The 17,618-nt window shown below is 70.7% G+C and carries 12 protein-coding genes and 1 tRNA gene; 8 read left to right on the forward strand and 5 right to left on the reverse strand.

The window, feature by feature from the left end; genetic code table 11:
- The first annotated feature begins 45 nt into the window (after positions 1 to 45).
- The 3 genes from V2J85_RS35735 to V2J85_RS35745 all read left to right on the forward strand — a co-directional run bounded on the left by V2J85_RS35735 (position 46) and on the right by V2J85_RS35745 (position 4,042).
- Positions 46 to 1,062, forward strand: coding sequence for an SGNH/GDSL hydrolase family protein (locus V2J85_RS35735; RefSeq protein WP_330823858.1), 1,017 nt, complete (start codon positions 46 to 48; stop codon positions 1,060 to 1,062).
- A 229-nt stretch (positions 1,063 to 1,291) separates the two neighbouring features.
- Positions 1,292 to 2,512: an acetyl-CoA C-acetyltransferase gene (locus V2J85_RS35740; RefSeq protein ID WP_330823859.1), complete on the forward strand. Its 1,221-nt coding sequence runs from the start codon at positions 1,292 to 1,294 to the stop codon at positions 2,510 to 2,512.
- 579 nt (positions 2,513 to 3,091) lie between these two features.
- Positions 3,092 to 4,042, forward strand: coding sequence for a hypothetical protein (locus V2J85_RS35745; RefSeq protein WP_261951064.1), 951 nt, complete (start codon positions 3,092 to 3,094; stop codon positions 4,040 to 4,042).
- Between the two features lie 219 nt (positions 4,043 to 4,261).
- On the opposite strand, the gene V2J85_RS35750 is transcribed toward V2J85_RS35745, so the two are convergent.
- On the reverse strand, positions 4,262 to 4,621 hold the full coding sequence (locus V2J85_RS35750) for a hypothetical protein (RefSeq protein ID WP_261951062.1): 360 nt from the start codon (positions 4,619 to 4,621) through the stop codon (positions 4,262 to 4,264).
- 98 nt (positions 4,622 to 4,719) lie between these two features.
- On the opposite strand from V2J85_RS35750, the gene V2J85_RS35755 reads away from it, so the two are divergent.
- Positions 4,720 to 4,947, forward strand: coding sequence for a DUF4287 domain-containing protein (locus V2J85_RS35755; RefSeq protein ID WP_030414336.1), 228 nt, complete (start codon positions 4,720 to 4,722; stop codon positions 4,945 to 4,947).
- A 93-nt stretch (positions 4,948 to 5,040) separates the two neighbouring features.
- Here V2J85_RS35755 and V2J85_RS35760 read toward each other — a convergent pair whose 3' ends face one another.
- Positions 5,041 to 5,919: a Bax inhibitor-1/YccA family protein gene (locus V2J85_RS35760; RefSeq protein ID WP_261951061.1), complete on the reverse strand. Its 879-nt coding sequence runs from the start codon at positions 5,917 to 5,919 to the stop codon at positions 5,041 to 5,043.
- Between the two features lie 425 nt (positions 5,920 to 6,344).
- Here V2J85_RS35760 and V2J85_RS35765 point away from each other — a divergent pair, with 425 nt between their 5' ends.
- Positions 6,345 to 9,191 (forward strand): bifunctional glycosyltransferase/CDP-glycerol:glycerophosphate glycerophosphotransferase, encoded by a 2,847-nt coding sequence (locus V2J85_RS35765; protein ID WP_261951060.1) that lies wholly within the window; start codon positions 6,345 to 6,347, stop codon positions 9,189 to 9,191.
- On the forward strand, positions 9,191 to 10,360 hold the full coding sequence (locus V2J85_RS35770) for a glycosyltransferase (RefSeq protein WP_261951059.1): 1,170 nt from the start codon (positions 9,191 to 9,193) through the stop codon (positions 10,358 to 10,360). Before V2J85_RS35765 ends, V2J85_RS35770 begins: the two co-directional genes overlap by 1 nt.
- 105 nt (positions 10,361 to 10,465) lie before the next feature.
- Here V2J85_RS35770 and V2J85_RS35775 read toward each other — a convergent pair.
- A tRNA-Leu gene (locus tag V2J85_RS35775) sits at positions 10,466 to 10,547 on the reverse strand.
- Between the two features lie 473 nt (positions 10,548 to 11,020).
- Here V2J85_RS35775 and V2J85_RS35780 point away from each other — a divergent pair.
- On the forward strand, positions 11,021 to 11,833 hold the full coding sequence (locus V2J85_RS35780) for an ABC transporter ATP-binding protein (protein ID WP_261951058.1): 813 nt from the start codon (positions 11,021 to 11,023) through the stop codon (positions 11,831 to 11,833).
- A 48-nt stretch (positions 11,834 to 11,881) separates the two neighbouring features.
- Positions 11,882 to 14,416, forward strand: coding sequence for an ABC transporter permease (locus V2J85_RS35785; protein ID WP_330823860.1), 2,535 nt, complete (start codon positions 11,882 to 11,884; stop codon positions 14,414 to 14,416).
- Positions 14,417 to 14,485: 69 nt separating this feature from the next.
- On the opposite strand, the gene V2J85_RS35790 is transcribed toward V2J85_RS35785, so the two are convergent.
- Complete coding sequence (locus tag V2J85_RS35790) at positions 14,486 to 15,796, reverse strand: cyclopropane-fatty-acyl-phospholipid synthase family protein (protein WP_330823861.1); 1,311 nt, start codon at positions 15,794 to 15,796, stop codon at positions 14,486 to 14,488.
- A gap of 219 nt (positions 15,797 to 16,015) precedes the next feature.
- Positions 16,016 to 17,404 (reverse strand): NAD(P)/FAD-dependent oxidoreductase, encoded by a 1,389-nt coding sequence (locus tag V2J85_RS35795; RefSeq protein ID WP_261951055.1) that lies wholly within the window; start codon positions 17,402 to 17,404, stop codon positions 16,016 to 16,018.
- Positions 17,405 to 17,618: the final 214 nt, after the last annotated feature.

The raw sequence follows: 17,618 nt of genomic DNA on the forward strand, positions 1-17,618 counted from the left end.
CCGCGGGTCCGGCGCGTCCGCACTGCACGGGGAGGTGCCCGGCCCATGCCGATGACGATGTCCAGGGCGAGGGTGGCACGGCGGATCGCGACCGCCGCCGCGGTCGGCGGCGGCGGGGTCGGGCTGCTCGGCGTCGCCGCCGTCGGTGTGCTGCTGACCGAGGTCCGGCTGGCCCGCCGTACGGTCGGCGGCTCCAGCGACATCCCCCCGTGCGCCGATGGCCGCTACGGCGCCGCCTTCGGCCACCCCACCGACCGCCCGCCGCTCCGCCTGGGCTTCCTCGGCGACTCCACCGCCGCCGGCCAGGGCGTGCACCGCGTCTCGCAGACCCCGGGCGCGCTGCTCGCCTCCGGCCTCGCCGCGGTCGCCGAACTCCCCGTCGACTTCCGCAACGTGGCGCTGCCCGGGGCGCAGTCGGACGATCTGGCGCGCCAGGTGGAGCTGATGCTCGCGGACGACACCCGGACCCCGGACGTCTGCGTGATCATGATCGGCGCCAACGACGTCACCCACCGGATGCCGCCGGCGCAGTCCGTCCGCCACCTCTCGGACGCGGTGCGCCGGCTGCGTGCCGAGGGCTGTGAGGTGGTGGTGGGCACCTGCCCCGATCTGGGCACGATCGAGCCGGTCTACCAGCCGCTGCGGTGGGTGGCCCGGCGGCTCTCGCGGCAGCTCGCGGCCGCGCAGACGATCGGGGTGGTCGAGAGCGGCGGCCGTACGGTCTCGCTGGGCGACCTGCTGGGCCCCGAGTTCGAGGCGCATCCGCGGGAGCTGTTCGGGCCGGACAACTACCACCCGTCGGCGGAGGGGTACGCCACCGCCGCCATGGCCGTGCTGCCGACGCTGTGCGCCTCGCTGGGCCTGTGGCCGGACGAGGAGCGGCCGGAGCCCGCCCGGGGCGAGGGCATCCTCCCGGTCGCGCAGGCGGCCGCCGAGGCGGCTTCGGAGGGCGGTACGGAGGTCACCGCCTCCCGCGCACCCTGGGCGCTGCTCAAGCACCGGCGGCGGCGCCAGCTGCCGGACGCGGAGGAGTCGGCGGACCGGCCGTCGCTGCCGCGCTGAGGGTCCGCAGGACGCCGAACGGACACGGGGCCGCCGGGGAATACCCGGCGGCCCCGCGCCGTTCCATAAGCGCTCGCTTAGAAAAGAGGTCCGCATCACAACGCGCACCCCGTGACCTCAGCAGTACGTGCAGGTAACTTCCCTCACAGTCCAGCACCTTCATCCGCCCGTCGCCCGACCACCGCCCCTCAACGAGGCGCAGGGCGCCACTTGATTTCCTGGAGCCGTGATGCCCGAAGCCGTGATCGTCTCAGCCGCCCGCTCCCCGATCGGCCGCGCCTTCAAGGGCTCGCTGAAGGACCTGCGTCCGGACGACCTGACCGCGAAGATCATCGAGACCGCCCTGGCCAAGGTCCCCGAGCTGGACCCCAAGGACATCGACGACCTGATGCTGGGCTGCGGCCTCCCCGGTGGCGAGCAGGGCCACAACCTCGGCCGCATCGTGGCCGTCCAGATGGGGATGGACCACCTCCCGGGCTGCACGGTCACCCGCTACTGTTCCTCGTCGCTCCAGACGACGCGGATGGCGCTGCACGCCATCAAGGCCGGTGAGGGCGACGTCTTCATCTCGGCCGGCGTCGAGACGGTCTCGCGCAGCGTGAAGGGCACCTCCGACGGGCTGCCCGACACCCACAACCCGCTCTTCGCCGACGCCGAGGCCCGTACGGCCGCGCGCGCCGAGCAGGAGGGCGCCGACTGGCACGACCCGCGCGAGGACGGCCTGGTCCCCGACGCGTACATCGCGATGGGCCAGACCGCGGAGAACCTCGCCCGCCTCAAGGGCGTCACCCGCCAGGACATGGACGAGTTCGGCGTACGGTCGCAGAACCTCGCCGAGCAGGCGATCAAGGACGGCTTCTGGGAGCGGGAGATCACCCCGGTCACGCTGCCCGACGGCACGGTCGTCTCGCAGGACGACGGCCCGCGCGCCGGCGTCACGCTGGAGGGCGTGCAGGGCCTCAAGCCGGTCTTCCGCCCCGACGGCCTGGTGACGGCCGGCAACTGCTGCCCGCTCAACGACGGTGCCGCGGCGCTGGTCATCATGTCCGACACCAAGGCCCGCGAGCTGGGCCTGACCCCGCTCGCCCGGATCGTCTCCACCGGCGTCTCGGGCCTGTCCCCCGAGATCATGGGCTACGGCCCGGTCGAGGCCAGCAAGCAGGCGCTGCGCCGCGCCGGCCTGACCATCTCCGACATCGACCTGGTCGAGATCAACGAGGCGTTCGCCGCCCAGGTGATCCCCTCCTACCGCGACCTGGACATCCCGCTGGACAAGCTGAACGTCAACGGCGGCGCGATCGCCGTCGGCCACCCCTTCGGCATGACCGGCGCCCGCATCACCACCACGCTCATCAACTCCCTCCAGTGGCACGACAAGCAGTTCGGCCTGGAGACCATGTGCGTGGGCGGCGGCCAGGGCATGGCGATGGTCATCGAGCGGCTGAGCTGAGCTGTAGCGCAGCGGAAGCGAAGTTCAGCGCGACCACGGGCACGCGCGGCTGAGCTGAGCTGTAGCGCAGCGGAAGCGAAGTTCAGCGCGACCACGGGCACGCGCGGCTGAGCTGGCGAGCCTCTGCGGATGCTTCGGAGGGTGTGCGCCGGGCGGAACGGACCAACTCCCGCCCAGCGCACACCCTTCGCTGTCGTACGGACACGGGCGGCGACGGCGCGTGACCTGCCTCACTCGTTAACAAGATCGCGACCCAATCTCCCCCAGGATTGTGATGAACGTCCTGGGGGAGAAGCGTTGTTGCAGGTCAGCATGGGGGCACCGCATCCCACGAGGCCCATGTCCCCCAGCATTTCGGGACATAGCGCCCGGTGAGCGGTCGCCGACCCCCGGCAGGCTGATGTAGGAAGTCGGAGAACATTCTGCTAACGGGAGTACGCCGGTGAGCGAGCCGCCACCATTGGTGACCCCCGTGAGCGGCGCATCAAGGGGGTCACCCCGGCCGACCGCCGGGGGAAGTCCATGTACCGATGCACGGCCCGAGGGAAGTGGGCCGCCGAACGAAGTGGAGGTCGGCGCATGAGCGTCACCACCCTCGTCCTGCTCGTGGCCGCGGCCGTCGCCGTGGTGCTGGGCGCCGTCGCGCTGGGCACCGCCCGTGCGCTGCGCCGCCAGCTCACCGAGCTGCACGGTGAGCTCGTCGCCGCCCGCCGGGACGCCGCGGCGCGCGCGGAGGCGGCCGAGGCCGCCGCGACCATCCCCGCCGCCCGTACCAGCCCGGCCGAGGCGACCCCGCTCGCGGACATACGCGCCGCCGTCGCCGACGCGCTCGCCGAGGAGCGCGAGCGGGAGCTGGCCGAGGCCCGGGCGTTCTGGGCCGCGCAGGAGGCCAGGGACGCCGCGGACGCCCCCACTCTGCTCGGCCTCGGTGACGAGGGCCCGCTGGACGGCCGCGAGGGCCGGCTGACGCGTGACGGTCGGCCGGAGTCCGAGCGGCTCGACCTCCAGCCGTTCGTGCCCCGCCAGGCGGACCTGGCCGGCCTGGAGCCGCTGCTGGGCCCGGACGCCCTGGAGGCGATGGAGACCCTGGAGTCCGTGGAGGCGCTGGAGGCCCTGGACGCACCGGAGTTGGAGCCCGTCGAGGGCACCGAGTCCGCCGAACTGGCCGCCGCCCGCCGCCGGCACCCCTCGCACCCGGACTTCTCGCCGTCCCCGGTGATCAGCGACTACGAGCGCACCGTGGCGCGTCTGGAGGAGCTGGCGCGGGACGCCACCGCGGTCGCGGACGTCCGCCCGGGCCCGCTGGGCACCCTGGACGTGTACGTCTTCGCCGACGGCACCACGCTCTGTCTGACCCCCGGCCAGCGCGAGGCCGCGGACCGGGTCGCCGACGCGCTGCACGCCGGGCGCACGCCGGTGCTGCTGGGCGGCTCCGGCATCTCCGGCGCCTACGCCCTGACCTTCTCCTGGGGCGAGACCCGCGAGGACAGCGTCTACATCCTCGCCGACCGCGTCATCGCCTCGCTCTGACCACCCTCCCGCCCGTGGCGCGGTGGCCGATGGCGCGGTGGCCGATGGCCGATGGCACGGTAGCCGGCGGCGCGGTAGCCGGTGCCCGGTGGCCGGAATACCGCCCACCCCCACCACGTTGTGGCCCCGCAGGGGGCCCATGCACCCCCTAGGGAAAGTGTTCGCCCGCCCCCCTAGGGACCGCCCCTTAGGGACCGCCCACGGGGCAGGCGCCCACCCCTAGCAGCGCTCCGCCGCCGCCCGTACGCATCGCACGGCCTCCGCCAGCTCTTCGGCGGGGGCCACTTTCGCGTCAGGATCGGGGCCGGTACCGGCCGGGCGGGCGGCCGCGGCGCGTAGCGCCTCGACGAGGTCGTGACCGGCCACCGCGAGCTGGTCGCCGACCGCGAACATCCCGGCGTCCGGGAACGGGCGCGGCGGCTCCGCGGGCCGTTCGATCAGCTGCGCACGGGTCGCCAACTCCCGTGCCAGCGCGAGCCCCTCGGCCGCCGCGCCCTGGCTGAGCCGGCTCTGCGGCAGCGCTCGGAGGCGGTCGGCGAGGGCGTCCACGGCGGTCTGCAAAGGGGTCACGTCAAGCACATCGTGAGCCTATGCGCCACTCCCGGGTGGTTGCCAACGGCGGAAGCCTCAGGCACGGTGTGCTGAAGAACCAGCATCGACCGCGTCCGGAGGCGCCGATGTCTCAGCTCTTCTCCGAAGAGACCCACCGGAACATGCTCTCCCGCATCCCCGAGTGCACGGGACGGGAAATCTCCGAATGGCTCCGCACCGTTGACGAAGGCCCCGCTCTCTTCCGCTTCGACGAAAAGGTCAGCTGGCTCCGTGGCGAGCACAACCTCGCCCACGGGCACGCCAAGGCGATCGTTCACGAACACGACCTCAGGCGCGCCGCGCGGAAGTTCTGATCCGCGATGAGGCGCCGTCCTCAACCCCGAAGGGCCCGCAGGCTGCTGCCTGCGGGCCCTTCTTCGCGGTGCTGCTCACGCCGCGGGGTGCGGTCAGTCGCCCCGGAGGATGGAGATCAGCCGCAGCATCTCCATGTAGATCCACACCAGCGTCAGGGTCAGGCCGAACGCCGCCAGCCAGGACTCCTCGCGCGGCGCGCCGTAGGCGATGCCGTCCTCGACCTGCTTGAAGTCCAGGGCGAGGAACAGCGCGCCGAGGACCACGCCGACGACGCCGAAGAGGATGCCCAGGCCGCCGCTGCGGAAGCCGAGGCCGTCCCCGCCGCCGAAGGCCATGAACAGCACGTTGACCAGCGAGAGCAGGACGAAGCCCAGCGCCGCGATGAGCACGAAGCGGGTGAAGCGGGCGGTGACCCGGACGATCCGCGTCTTGTAGGCGACCAGCATGGCGACGAACACCGCCATCGTGCCCAGCACCGCCTGCATGGGGGCGCCGTTCATCTTCGGCAGGTCGTTGATGAAGCCGCTGAGCGCGCCGAGGAAGACGCCCTCCAGTGCCGCGTACGCGAGGATCAGCGCGGGCGACGGCCGGCGCTTGAAGGACTGGACGAAGCCCAGCACCATCGCGACCAGACCCGCGCCGACGGCGAAGCCGAGGTTCTGGGTCAGGAACAGCCAGCCGACGGTGGCGCCGGCGATGACCGTGCCGAGCGTCAGGCCCGTGCGCGTGACGACGTCGTCCATCGTCATCGGCCGGGTCTGCGGCGCGTACTGCGGCGGTGCCTGGGTGATGGGCTGACCCTGGGCGGACGGGTCGGTGGGGGCCTGTGCGTAGGGGTTGCCGCCCTGCGCGTAGGGGTTGGTGCCGGCGTACGGGTTCGCGGTGGGGCCCCCGGCCTGCGCGTTGAAGCCCGCGTAGCCGGTGTCGCGGCTGAACCCCCGTCGCGAGAAGACCGGGTTGCTGCTCCTCATCTCACTCCTCCATGGCCGCCCTGCGCGGCCTTGACGGCAAGCGTAATGGCTTGGCAAAGACACGTCGCTCGTTCTTGGGCAGGATCTTTCCCCGTACTCGGCGCGACACGTCCTCCGAGAGGAGGACGTCCGGGACGCCGCGGACGTGCCCGGAGAACGCCCCGCTCATGAACCCGGGCACAACGGACGTCACATCCGAGCAGGCAACCGATTCACCGGAGCGGCCGTCTTCCCTTCCGGCCGGAAGCCCCCTGCCGGGCGGATCGGCGGAGATGACACCTGGTCATGATCCGCATGCCGGAGCGCCCTTCCCCGCGCCCCCGGCGGCTCACTGTGCGTAGTGCCATGGGCGCGATTCGTGGTAATCGGGGGGACAGACGGGGCTATTCTGGCGGCAAACAGCAGCGAAAGAGGTTGAGGTCCCTGTGCCTGACGTCTCCGTAGTCGTCATCGTCTACAACGACGCCGACCGGTTGCCGACCGCGGTCCAGTCCGTACTGGACCAGACGCTCCGGGACGTCGAGGTGGTGATCGTCGACGACTGCAGCACCGACCGTTCCTTCGAAGTGGCACAGCAGCTCGCCGCCACGCACCCGGAGAGAGTCAGAGCCTTCCAGCTGCCGGAGAACAGCGGCGCGGGCGGCGAGCCGCGCAACGCCGGCATCCAGCACACCCGCGGCCGCTACGTCATGTTCCTGGACAGCGACGACGTCCTGGAGGTCAACGCCTGCCGGAACATGCTGGAGGCCGCCGAGGCGACCGACTCGGACATCGTTTCCGGTCTGTGCGTCCGGCTGCACAAGGACACCCGCAACCAGAAGCGGGACGAATGGTATTCCTGGCTGTATTCCACGACCCGGACCCTGGAGTCGGTCACGGAATTGCCGGACCTGTTCGTCTGGGACACCCTCTCCACCAACAAGTGCTATCGCCGCGATTTCCTCATCGAACATGACCTGCGATTCCCGAAGGGCATGTTCTACGAGGACCTGATGTTCATCGCCGATGCCTATCTCGCGGCGAAGCGCATCACCCTGATTCCCAATCAGGTCTATTACTGGCACGTATTCGAGCGGGCCGCCGTAAAATCGGTGACGAACCGGCGGCACGAAATGACGAACTACGCGCACCGGCTGGAGATCCACCGGCGCATCGACGCATTGCTGGCCGAGCGCGGGTTGTCCGGAATAAAGCTCGCCAAGGACGTCAAATTCCTCAAGCACGACCTGGTGCTGCATCTGCGCGATCTGCCGTTCCGGGACGAGTCCTACCGCCGCGAGTTCGCCGAACTCTCCCGGGAATACCTCGCGGGCATCGCCCCCGAGGCGTACGAGCGGGTGCCGGCCATCCAGGCCATCTGCGCGTACCTGCTCCAGCGGGGTGACTGGGAGAACCTGATCCCGGCCGTGGACACGCTGATCAACCGCGACAAGGTCTCCTCGCCGCTGGCCGAGCACAACGGCCGGATCTACTGGTGCGGGGGCCACTTCGACGACGCCTTCGGCCGCTCCGTACTGGACGTCACCGACATCGGCTACCACGAGAAGCCGGTCAACCAGCTGTTCCTGCGCAACCAGCTCACCCGTTACCGGGAGTCCGGTGGGGCCGTCTCCCTGGAAGGGCGGATCACCAACCCGCTGGGCGTCATCCCGCCCGGTGCGCGGCTGAAGGGCGAGCTGGAGTTCAGCGCCCGGCGGCGCAGCCTGCAGTCCTTCCGCTTCCCGGTGGCCGAGCTGCGCCACGAGGGTGACGCGGTCCACTGGGCGGCCACCACGGACCTCACCGCCGGGCTGCGCCCGCTGGGCATCGTGGACTCCATCTGGGACGTGCGGCTGCGGCTGGACGTGGACGGGGTGCGCACCACCACCCGGCTCACCGTCGCCGACACCGAGCTGACCGGGTCGCTGCCGGTCCGGCCGCGGCTGACGCGGATGGTCGCCGACCGTCTGCAGCCGCATGCCTCGGCGAAGGGGCATCTGGCGTTCCGGCTGGTCAGCGAGGGCGCGAACGCCGAGCGGATGCAGGAGCTGATCACCCGCGGGGTGCGCGGGAGGCCGGGCACGCTCGCCAAGACCGGCTACCGCAAGGCGAAGGCGCTGCGCAAGAAGGTCACCTCCGGCGACAACAAGCTCCGGGCGTACCACGAGGTGTTCTGCCGGCTGCCCGTCAAGAAGCGCACGGTGGTCTTCGAGAGCCACCTGGGCAAGCAGTACAGCGACAGCCCGCGCGCGATCTACGAGGAGATGCGCCGGCAGGGCCTGGACTTCGAGGCGATCTGGTCGTACGCCGGCTCGCCGAAGGACTTCCCGAAGGGCGTCACGCTGGTCAAGCGCTGGTCGCTGCCGTACCTCAAGGCGCTGGCGCAGGCGGAGTTCTGGGTGGACAACCAGAGCTACCCGCTCAAGCTGACCAAGCGTCCCGAGACCACGTACCTCCAGACCTGGCACGGCTCGGCGCTGAAGAAGATGGGCTTCGACCAGCCCGCCCTCAAGGCGCAGACCCGGCAGCAGCAGGAGGAGCAGCAGCGTTCGCTGGACCGCTTCGACCGCTTCCTGGTCCGTTCCGAGCACGATGTGCACACCCTGGCCAAGGCGTTCCGGCTCCAGGAGAAGACGCTGCTGCGGGTCGGGTACCCGCGCAACGACGCGCTGGTGCGCGCCCGGCAGCGCGAGGAGGAGCTGGGGCGGCGCGAACGCGGGCCGCTGGCGGCGGAGTTGGGCATTCCCGAGGACAAGACCGTGCTGCTGTACGCGCCGACGTTCCGCAAGGCGGGCGGCCGGCACGGACGCTTCGAATTGCCCTTCGACGTCGAGCGGTTCGCGGACCAGTTCGGCGACCGCTACGTCCTGCTGGTGCGCTCGCACTACCTCAATCACGTGGTGCTGCCCCCGACGGTGCAGGGCCGGGTCATCGACGTGTCGGCGCGCCATGACGTGACGCCGCTGCTGGAGCTGGCCGACGGGCTGATCACCGACTATTCGTCGGTGATGTTCGACTACGCGCTGCTGGACCGGCCGTTGGTGTTCTTCACCTACGACTACGACGAATACGTCCACGAGGGCCGGGGGACCTACTTCGATCTGCTGGCGCACGCGCCGGGCCCGGTGGTCCGTACCGAGGACGATTTCCACGAGACGATCAAGTCGTTCGAGACGCAGTCCCTGGAATACGCCCGCAAGCGCGCGGAATTCGTCGCCAAGTTCGGGGAATACGACCGTGGCGACGCCGCCCGGAGCATTGTCGATCAGTTCTTTGCGCAGTGGAGCCGTTGATGACCAAGTCGTACGCAGCCGGGCCGCGGGACATCTTCTTCGTCTCCAACAGCGTCAACGAGATGGGCGGCATCACCAGTTGGTCGCACCAGATGGCGCGCCTGTTCAGCGAGCGGGGCCACCGGGTGCACGTCATCGGCATCGTGCCGGCGCCCGAGGGGCGCGCCCATGAGCTGGCCGACGACGTGCCGTTCAGGGCCACCACGCTGTACCGCGACCACCCGCCGACGGTCCGCCCGGTGCGCGGGCTGAAGGACCGGCTGAACGTCGCCGAGCAGCGCCGCCGGGCCGCCCGGGAGGCCGGGATGCGGGAGCAGGCGGCGAAGATGAGTGCGCTGTTCCGGGCGGCGAAGCCGGGCGGGGTGGTGATCGTCACCCAGGTGTGGGCGATGGAGTGGGTCGCGCTGGCCGACACCGCCGGGCTGACGGTGGTCGGAATGAGCCATGAGTCGTTCGAGACCTGCCGCAAGTCCTCCCGCTTCGGCCGGGTCAAGCGGTTTTACGCGGACGTCGACCGAATGCTGACGCTCACCCGCGAGGACGCCGACCGCTGGATCCGCCAGCGGATGGACAACGTCGGTTTCATGCCGAACCCCCTGCCGTTCTTCCCCGACGTCCCGTCGGACCGCTCCCGCAAGTGCGTGGTCAGCATCGGCCGGCTGCACGAGGAGAAGGGCGTCGACCTGCTGCTGGAGGCGTGGGCGCAGGTCGCCCCGGAGCATCCGGACTGGACGCTGCGGATCTACGGCTCCGGTGAGGAGGCCGAGGCGCTGCGCAAGCTGGCGGCGGAGCTGGGGGTGACCTCGTCCGTCGAGTGGATGGGGCGCACCTCCGACGTTCCGGGGGCGCTGCGGGAGAGTGCGGTGTTCGCGCTCAGCTCGCGGGGTGAGGGCTTTCCGCTGGCGCCGATGGAGGCGATGGCGACGGCCGTGCCGTGTGTGGCGTTCGACGTGGCGCCGGGCGTCCACGAGATCATCACGGACGGCGAGGACGGTTTCCTCGCTCCCCCGGGCAATATCACCGAATTCGCCCGGCATCTCGACACGCTGATGTCGGACAAGGAGCTCCGGGACGCGATGGGCGAAGCCGCCCGGGAGAACATCCAGCGGTTCTCCACCGACGAGATTGTCGGGCGCTGGGAGAACCTCTTCGCTCTCCTGGAGCGCTGAGCCGCCGAACAAAGCACGAGGGCCGCCGGCTTGCCCCGGCGGCCCTTCTCGTTGAAAATTCAGGTAAGCACCCGACTTCGAACCCCGCCTTGGTCACGTGCGGAGTGCCCGGAGCCGGACTTGAACCGGCACGGCCCGTAGGCCAGCGAGGTTTAAGCTCGCCGTGTCTGCATTCCACCATCCGGGCTTGGGGATCCCCCATGCCACCCCAAAGAGGGCAGCACGAGCGTAGCCCGCAGCGCACGACGCAGATCGGCCGCTCATCCCGAGGTTGTCTTATTTTATTGGCAACTGAGGGTGCATCAGCGCTGGGTACAGGCCGTGGGCACATGCCTGGCACCTCCCTTTGCCACGCCCCGCCGCGGCGCAAATCAGTACCCGAATTGACGGAAACTCGACGCCTGCCCGCCGCCCCCGTCACCCGACCGGGACGCCCGTCGCACCGCCCGGTACGCCGCCCCCGCCTCAGGGTTCGTCTCCTCCTCTGGGATGACCGGACGGACCGCGGGTACTGCCCAGGGGTGGTCAAGGACGGTCACAGGGGTTGACGTCCTCCCCCCTTGCGCTGACCCACGATGGAAAGCGTCCGCATGACGTCCGCGGCGTGCCTCCCGGCCGCGCGGCCCCGATGGTCCCTCGTCCCGACAGGAGCTCGTTCCCGTGACCACCACCCACTCCGGTGTCCCGACCGCCGGCCGCACCACCGCGGTGGCCGCCCGCGCCACGGATCTCACCAAGGTCTACGGCCAGGGCGAGACCCAGGTGGTCGCCCTGGACTCGGTCTCCGTCGACTTCCGGCAGGCGCAGTTCACCGCGATCATGGGCCCCTCCGGGTCCGGCAAGTCGACCCTGATGCACTGCATGGCCGGACTGGACTCGATCTCCGGCGGCTCCGCCCGGATAGGCGACGTCGAACTGACCGGCCTCAAGGACAAGAAGCTCACCCAGCTGCGGCGCGACAAGATCGGTTTCGTCTTCCAGGCGTTCAACCTGCTGCCGACCCTGAACGCGCTGGAGAACATCACGCTTCCCATGGACATCGCGGGCCGCAAGCCGGACCGCGCCTGGCTGGACCGCGTGGTGGAGACCGTCGGCCTGGCCGGCCGCCTCAAGCACCGCCCCAGCCAGCTCTCCGGCGGCCAGCAGCAGCGGGTCGCGGTCGCCCGCGCGCTCGCCTCCCGGCCCGAGATCATCTTCGCCGACGAGCCCACCGGGAACCTGGACTCGCGCTCCGGCGCCGAGGTGCTGGGCTTCCTGCGCAACTCCGTGCGCGAGCTCGGCCAGACCGTGGTGATGGTCACCCACGACCCGGTCGCCGCCTCCTACGCGGACCGGGTGGTCTTCCTCGCCGACGGCCGGATCGTCGACGACATGCCGGACCCGACCGCAGACATGGTGCTGGAGCGCATGCTGCGTTTTTCCGGGGGTGCCCCCCAGACCCCCGGCTTCGACGCCAAGGGCCGCACGAGCTGATCAGTAGCCACCCGTACTCCGGACCTCTCCTCCAGGACTGACCCACTCATGTTCCGTACCGCCTTGCGCAACGTGCTTGCGCACAAGGCCCGGCTGCTGATGACCGTCCTCGCCGTGATGCTCGGCGTGGCCTTCGTCTCCGGCACCCTGGTCTTCACCTCGACCATCTCCGACGCGTACCAGGCCAGCTCCCAGAAGGGCTTCGGCCGCGTCGACGTCGCCGTTCAACCGCGTTTCTCCGACGACCACGAGGGCGCGCCCGGCCGGACCCCGCGGCTCGACCGGAAGCTGCTCGACGCGGCCGCCCGGGTGCCCGGCGCGGCCTCCGCCACCGGCACCGTCTCCGGCTTCACCGCCATCGCCGACAAGAAGGGCGCGCTGGTCGGGAACGGCTTCTCCACCCTCGGCGGCAACTACTTCCCCGGCAAGGACGGCACCGACGCCCGCTACCCGCTGCGCGACGGCACCGCCCCCAAGGGCCCGCACGAGTTCGCCCTGGACGCGCACACCGCGGACAAGGCCGGCTACAAGGTCGGGGACACCGTCCGGATCTCCGTCGACGGACCGGTCCGCGAGCAGAAGCTGACCGGAGTCTTCACCACCGACGACGGCACCGTGGCGGCCGGCGGCAGCCTGGCGCTGTTCGACACCCCGACCGCCCAGAAGCTGTTCGCCGCCCCCGGCACGTTCAGCGAGATCGACGTCACCGCCGCACCCGGCACCTCGCAGACGGCCCTGAAGGCCGCGGTCGACAAGGTGCTGCCCAAGGACGGCGCGGAGGCCACCACGGGCCGTCAACTCGCCGACGAGCAGGCGAAGATGATCGCCGAGAGCATGGACGGCATGAAGACCGGCCTGCTGGCCTTCGCCGGTATCGCGCTCTTCGTCGGCGTCTTCATCATCGCCAACACCTTCACCATGCTGGTCGCCCAGCGCACCAAGGAGCTGGCCCTGCTGCGGGCGGTCGGCGCCTCGCGTCGTCAGGTCACCCGCTCGGTGCTGATCGAGGCGTTCGTCGTCGGCGCGGTCGCCGCGGTCACCGGGCTGGCCGCCGGTGTCGGCATCGGCGCCGGCCTGCGCGCCCTGATGAGCGCCACCGGAGCCACCGTCCCCGACGGGCCCCTGGTGGTCTCGCCGTCGACGGTCGCGACCTCGCTGCTGGTCGGCATCGTCATCACCGTGCTGGCCGCCTGGCTGCCCGGCCGCCGGGCCGCGAAGATCCCGCCGGTCGCCGCGATGAACAGCGTGCACGCCACCGCCACCACCAAGTCGCTGGTGGTCCGCAACACCATCGGTGCGCTGTTCGCGGGCGCCGGTGCGGCCGGGGTGCTGGTCGCCACCGGGATGTCCGACGGCAAGGTCGTCATGGGCGGCGGTGCGGCGCTGCTGCTGATCGGCGTGTTCATCCTGACGCCGCTGCTGTCCCGCCCGCTGATCGCGCTGGCCGCGCCCGTGCTGCGCGCCTTCGGGATCTCCGGCGCCCTCGCCCGGCAGAACGCGGTCCGCAACCCGCGCCGTACGGCCGCCACGGCGTCCGCGCTGATGGTCGGGCTGACCCTGATCACCGGTATGACGGTGATCGCGGGCAGCGTGCAGAAGGGCATCGACAAGATGGCCACCGACGCGCTGAAGGCCGACTACGTCGTCTCCATGGCCAGCCGCACGCCGCTCTCCCCCGCCGTCGAGAAGCAGCTGAGCGGCCTCGACGAGGTCACCGCGGTCAGCCCGCTGCGCAACTCCCCGGCCCGGATCGGCACCGGCACCGCGTACCTGACCGGTGTGAACGGCCCGGACTTCGGCAAGCTCACCCGGCTCGACTTCACCCAGGGGGCGCTGGGCGACCTGCGCGGCGACAAGGTGGTCGTGGACGACACCACCGCCAAGGAGAAGGGCTGGCGGCCCGGCTCCCGCTTCCCGGTGACCTACGAGGACGGCAAGAAGGGCACGCTGACCGTCTCGGGCGTCTACCAGGGCAACGAGATGCTGCACGGCGTCCTCCTGGACAACGCCACGCTGGCCCCGCACCAGAAGCAGATCACCGACATGCAGGTGATGGTCAAGACGAAGGACGGCGCCACCGACGCCACCAAGGACGCGCTGGTCACCGCGCTCGGCAAGAACCCGGCGATCTCCGTCTCCGACAAGCAGGACGTCTCCGACGGCATCGCCAAGATGTTCAACCTGATGCTGAACATGCTCTACGGGCTGCTGGCCATGGCCGTGATCGTCGCGGTGCTCGGCGTCATCAACACCCTGGCGATGTCGGTCTTCGAACGCTCCCAGGAGATCGGCATGCTGCGGGCCATCGGCCTGGACCGGCGCGGCGTCAAGCGCATGGTGCGCCTGGAGTCGCTGGTGATCTCGCTCTTCGGCGGGGTGCTCGGCATCGGCCTGGGCGTCTTCTTCGGCTGGGCTGCCGGTGAGCTGATCTCCGGCCATCTGGCGACGTACGAACTGGTCCTGCCCTGGGGCCGGATGGGGATCTTCCTCGCGCTGGCCGCCCTCGTCGGCGTCCTGGCCGCGCTCTGGCCGGCGCGGCGGGCGGCCCGGCTGAACATGCTGGCGTCGATCAAGGCGGAGTAGCCACGGAAGAGCGCGTGTGCCGGGTCCCCGCGCGGGGACCCGGCACTTGCGCTCTTCCGGCCCGGCGGGTCAGCCCGTCCAGGTCCGCGCCCGCAGCGGCAGCCCGGAGGCGCCGGGTTCCGGGGTCCGTACGGCCAGCACCTGGTTGACTCCTATCCGGTTGCGCTCGAACGACAGCGCCGAGGCGGCCATGTAGAGCCGCCACACCCGGGCCCGTCCGAGGGAGGTGAGCCGCAGCGCCGCGTCCCAGTGCCGCTCCAGGTTGGTGACCCACTGGCGCAGCGTCAGTGCGTAGTGCTCGCGGATCGCCTCCACGTCCCGCACCTCGAACCCGGCCTCCTCCAGCTGGGCCACGGTCCGGCCGACCGGGGCCAGCTCGCCGTCCGGGAAGACGTACCGGTCGATGAACTCGTCGACGTGGTAGGTCTCCTCGTCCGCCAGCGGCCGCCGGGCGATCTGGTGGTTGAGCAGCCGCCCGCCGGGCCGCAGCAGGGCGTACAGCGCGTCCGCGTACTCCGCGTACCGGGCGCGGCCGACGTGCTCGGCCATCCCGACCGAGGAGATCGCGTCGAACGGCTCGTCCTTGATCTCGCGGTAGTCCTGCACCCGGATCTCGACCCGGTCGGCGAGCCCGGCCTCGGCGATCCGCTTGCGCGCGTAGGTGGCCTGCTCCTCGGAGAGGGTGATGCCGACCGCCCGTACGCCGTACTCGCGGGCCGCGTGCAGCACCATCGAGCCCCAGCCGCAGCCGACGTCCAGCAGCCGCTGGTCCTCCTGGAGGGCGAGCTTGCGGCAGATCAGGTCGAGCTTGTCGCGCTGGGCGTCCTCCAGGGTCGCGTCCGGCGCCTCCCAGTAGGCGCAGGAGTAGACCATGGACGGGCCGAGCACCAGCTCGTAGAAGTCGTTGCCGACGTCGTAGTGGTGGCTGATGGCTTCCTTGTCGCGCAGCAGGGTGTGCAGCGGTCCGCGGCGCCGGCGCGACTCCTCGGCGGGCGGTGCGGGCGGGACCGGCGCGCCGACCAGGGTCAGCAGTTCCCGGGCGGCGTGGCGGACCTCCGGGCGGGCCAGGGCGCGCAGGACGGCGGCCCGCTGCGGCTTGGGGGCGTCCGAGCCGCGCTCCCAGACCAGTCCGGCGAGCAGGTCGAGCGCGTCGTAGAGGTCGCCGTCGACGTCGATGTCGCCGGCCACCCAGGCCCGGGCCAGGCCCAGTTCGCCGGGCTTGAACAGCAGCCGGCGCAGCGCGCGGCGGTTGCGGAAGACGAGCGTGGGTGCCCCCGGCGGGCCCGACTCGCTGCGGTCCCAGGCGCGGATGCGCACCGGGAGCGGGGCTCCCAGCACCTCCTCGGCGAGCTTGGTGAGCCGTCCAGCGGCGTCGGCCATGTCGCACACCTCCGTGTTGACGAGTCGGGCAAAGAAGTTTCACCCACCACGTAAACGCCAACGGGGCGTCCCGTTAGTCCCGTTCGCTGGTAAGAGAACCTCACCCGGGACGGTTTTCGCCAGAGCGGACACGTTTGCGGACATGCCGAAGGGCGCCCGCCCCACGGATGGCGGACGCCCTTCGGGCTGGTCGGAGTACTCCGGTACCCGACCGGTGGATCAGCTTGCCTTGGCCTTCGGCTTGTCGCCGGAGCCGGCCGCGGCCGGTGCGGGGGCCGGCTTGGCCGCCTCGTAGAACTCCTCGCGGGGGTTCTCCATGGCGCCGAGCGAGACGACCTCGCGCTTGAGGAACATGGCCAGCGTCCAGTCGGCGAAGACCCGGATCTTGCGGTTGAACGTCGGCATCGCCATGCCGTGGTACGCGCGGTGCATGTACCAGGCGAGACGGCCCTTGAGCTTGATCTTCATCTTGCCCATGACGATCATCGCGACGCCCTTGTGCAGGCCGAGACCGGCGACCGCACCCTTGTTGGCGTGGCTGTAGTCCTTCTGCGGGAAGCCCCGCATACCGGAGACCACGTTGTCGCCGAGGACCTTGGCCTGCCGCAGCGCGTGCTGCGCGTTCGGCGGGCACCAGGCGTTCTCGTTGCCGTTCTTGCGGCCGACCAGGTCCGGGACCTGGGCGTTGTCGCCGGCGGCCCAGATGTAGTCGGTGCCCTGCACCTGGAGGGACGGGGCGGTGTCGACGTGACCGCGCGGGCCGAGCGGCAGGCCGAAGCGGGCCAGCGCCGGGTTGGGCTTGACGCCCGCGGTCCACACGATGGTGTTGGAGTCGACCTCGAGGCCGTTGTTCAGCTTGACGTGGCCGTCGACGCAGGAGTCCATGCCGGTCTTGAGGTAGACCTCGACCCCGCGGGACTCCAGGTGCTCCTTGCCGTACGCACCGAGCTTCGGGCCGACCTCGGGGAGGATCTTGTCGGCGACGTCGACCAGCAGGAAGCGCATGTCCTCGCGCTTCACGTTGTTGTAGTACTTCGCGGCGTCGCGGGCCATGTCCTCGACCTCACCGACGGTCTCCGCGCCGGCGAAGCCACCGCCGACGAAGACGAAGGTGAGCGCCTTGCGGCGGACGTCCTCGTCGGTCGTGGAGTCGGCCTTGTCCAGCTGCTCCAGGACGTGGTTGCGCAGGCCGATGGCCTCCTCGATGCCCTTCATGCCGATGCCGTTCTCGGCGAGGCCGGGGATCGGGAAGGTGCGGGAGACCGCGCCCATCGCGATGACCAGGTAGTCGAAGGGCAGCTCGTACGCCTCGCCGACCAGCGGGGCGATCGTGGCGACCTTGCGGTCCTGATCGATGGTGGTGACCCGGCCGGTGAGGACCTCCGCCTTCGGCAGCACGCGTCGCAGCGGGACGACGACGTGCCGGGGGGAGATGCTGCCGGCGGCGGCTTCGGGGAGGAAGGGCTGATAGGTCATGTACGACCGCGGGTCGACGACCGTGACGGTCGCCTCGCCGTAGCGCATCTTCTTGAGGATGCGCCGAGCTGCGTACAGGCCTACGTACCCACCGCCTACTACGAGGATCCTGGGACGCTCCGTGGTGCTCATGCAATCGAGTATCCACCCCCACATGGGGGGTCGCTCGTGAGCCCCTTCACAAGGACCCGAGGGGCATCTGCTACACTCCGCCGGCTTCGTGACGGACGCCATAGCGCGGGCCGGAACCACCGTAGTACGCGAGGCGTTGGACACCCCCGTTGATCAGGGCTTGTAGGCCATCCGGGTGACCCACCACGCCCTGCGGGAGCGCATAGCCGAGCCG

Origin of the sequence: Streptomyces bugieae (genome assembly GCF_036352915.1) — a bacterium.
Classification (GTDB): Bacteria; Actinomycetota; Actinomycetes; order Streptomycetales; family Streptomycetaceae; genus Streptomyces; species Streptomyces endophytica.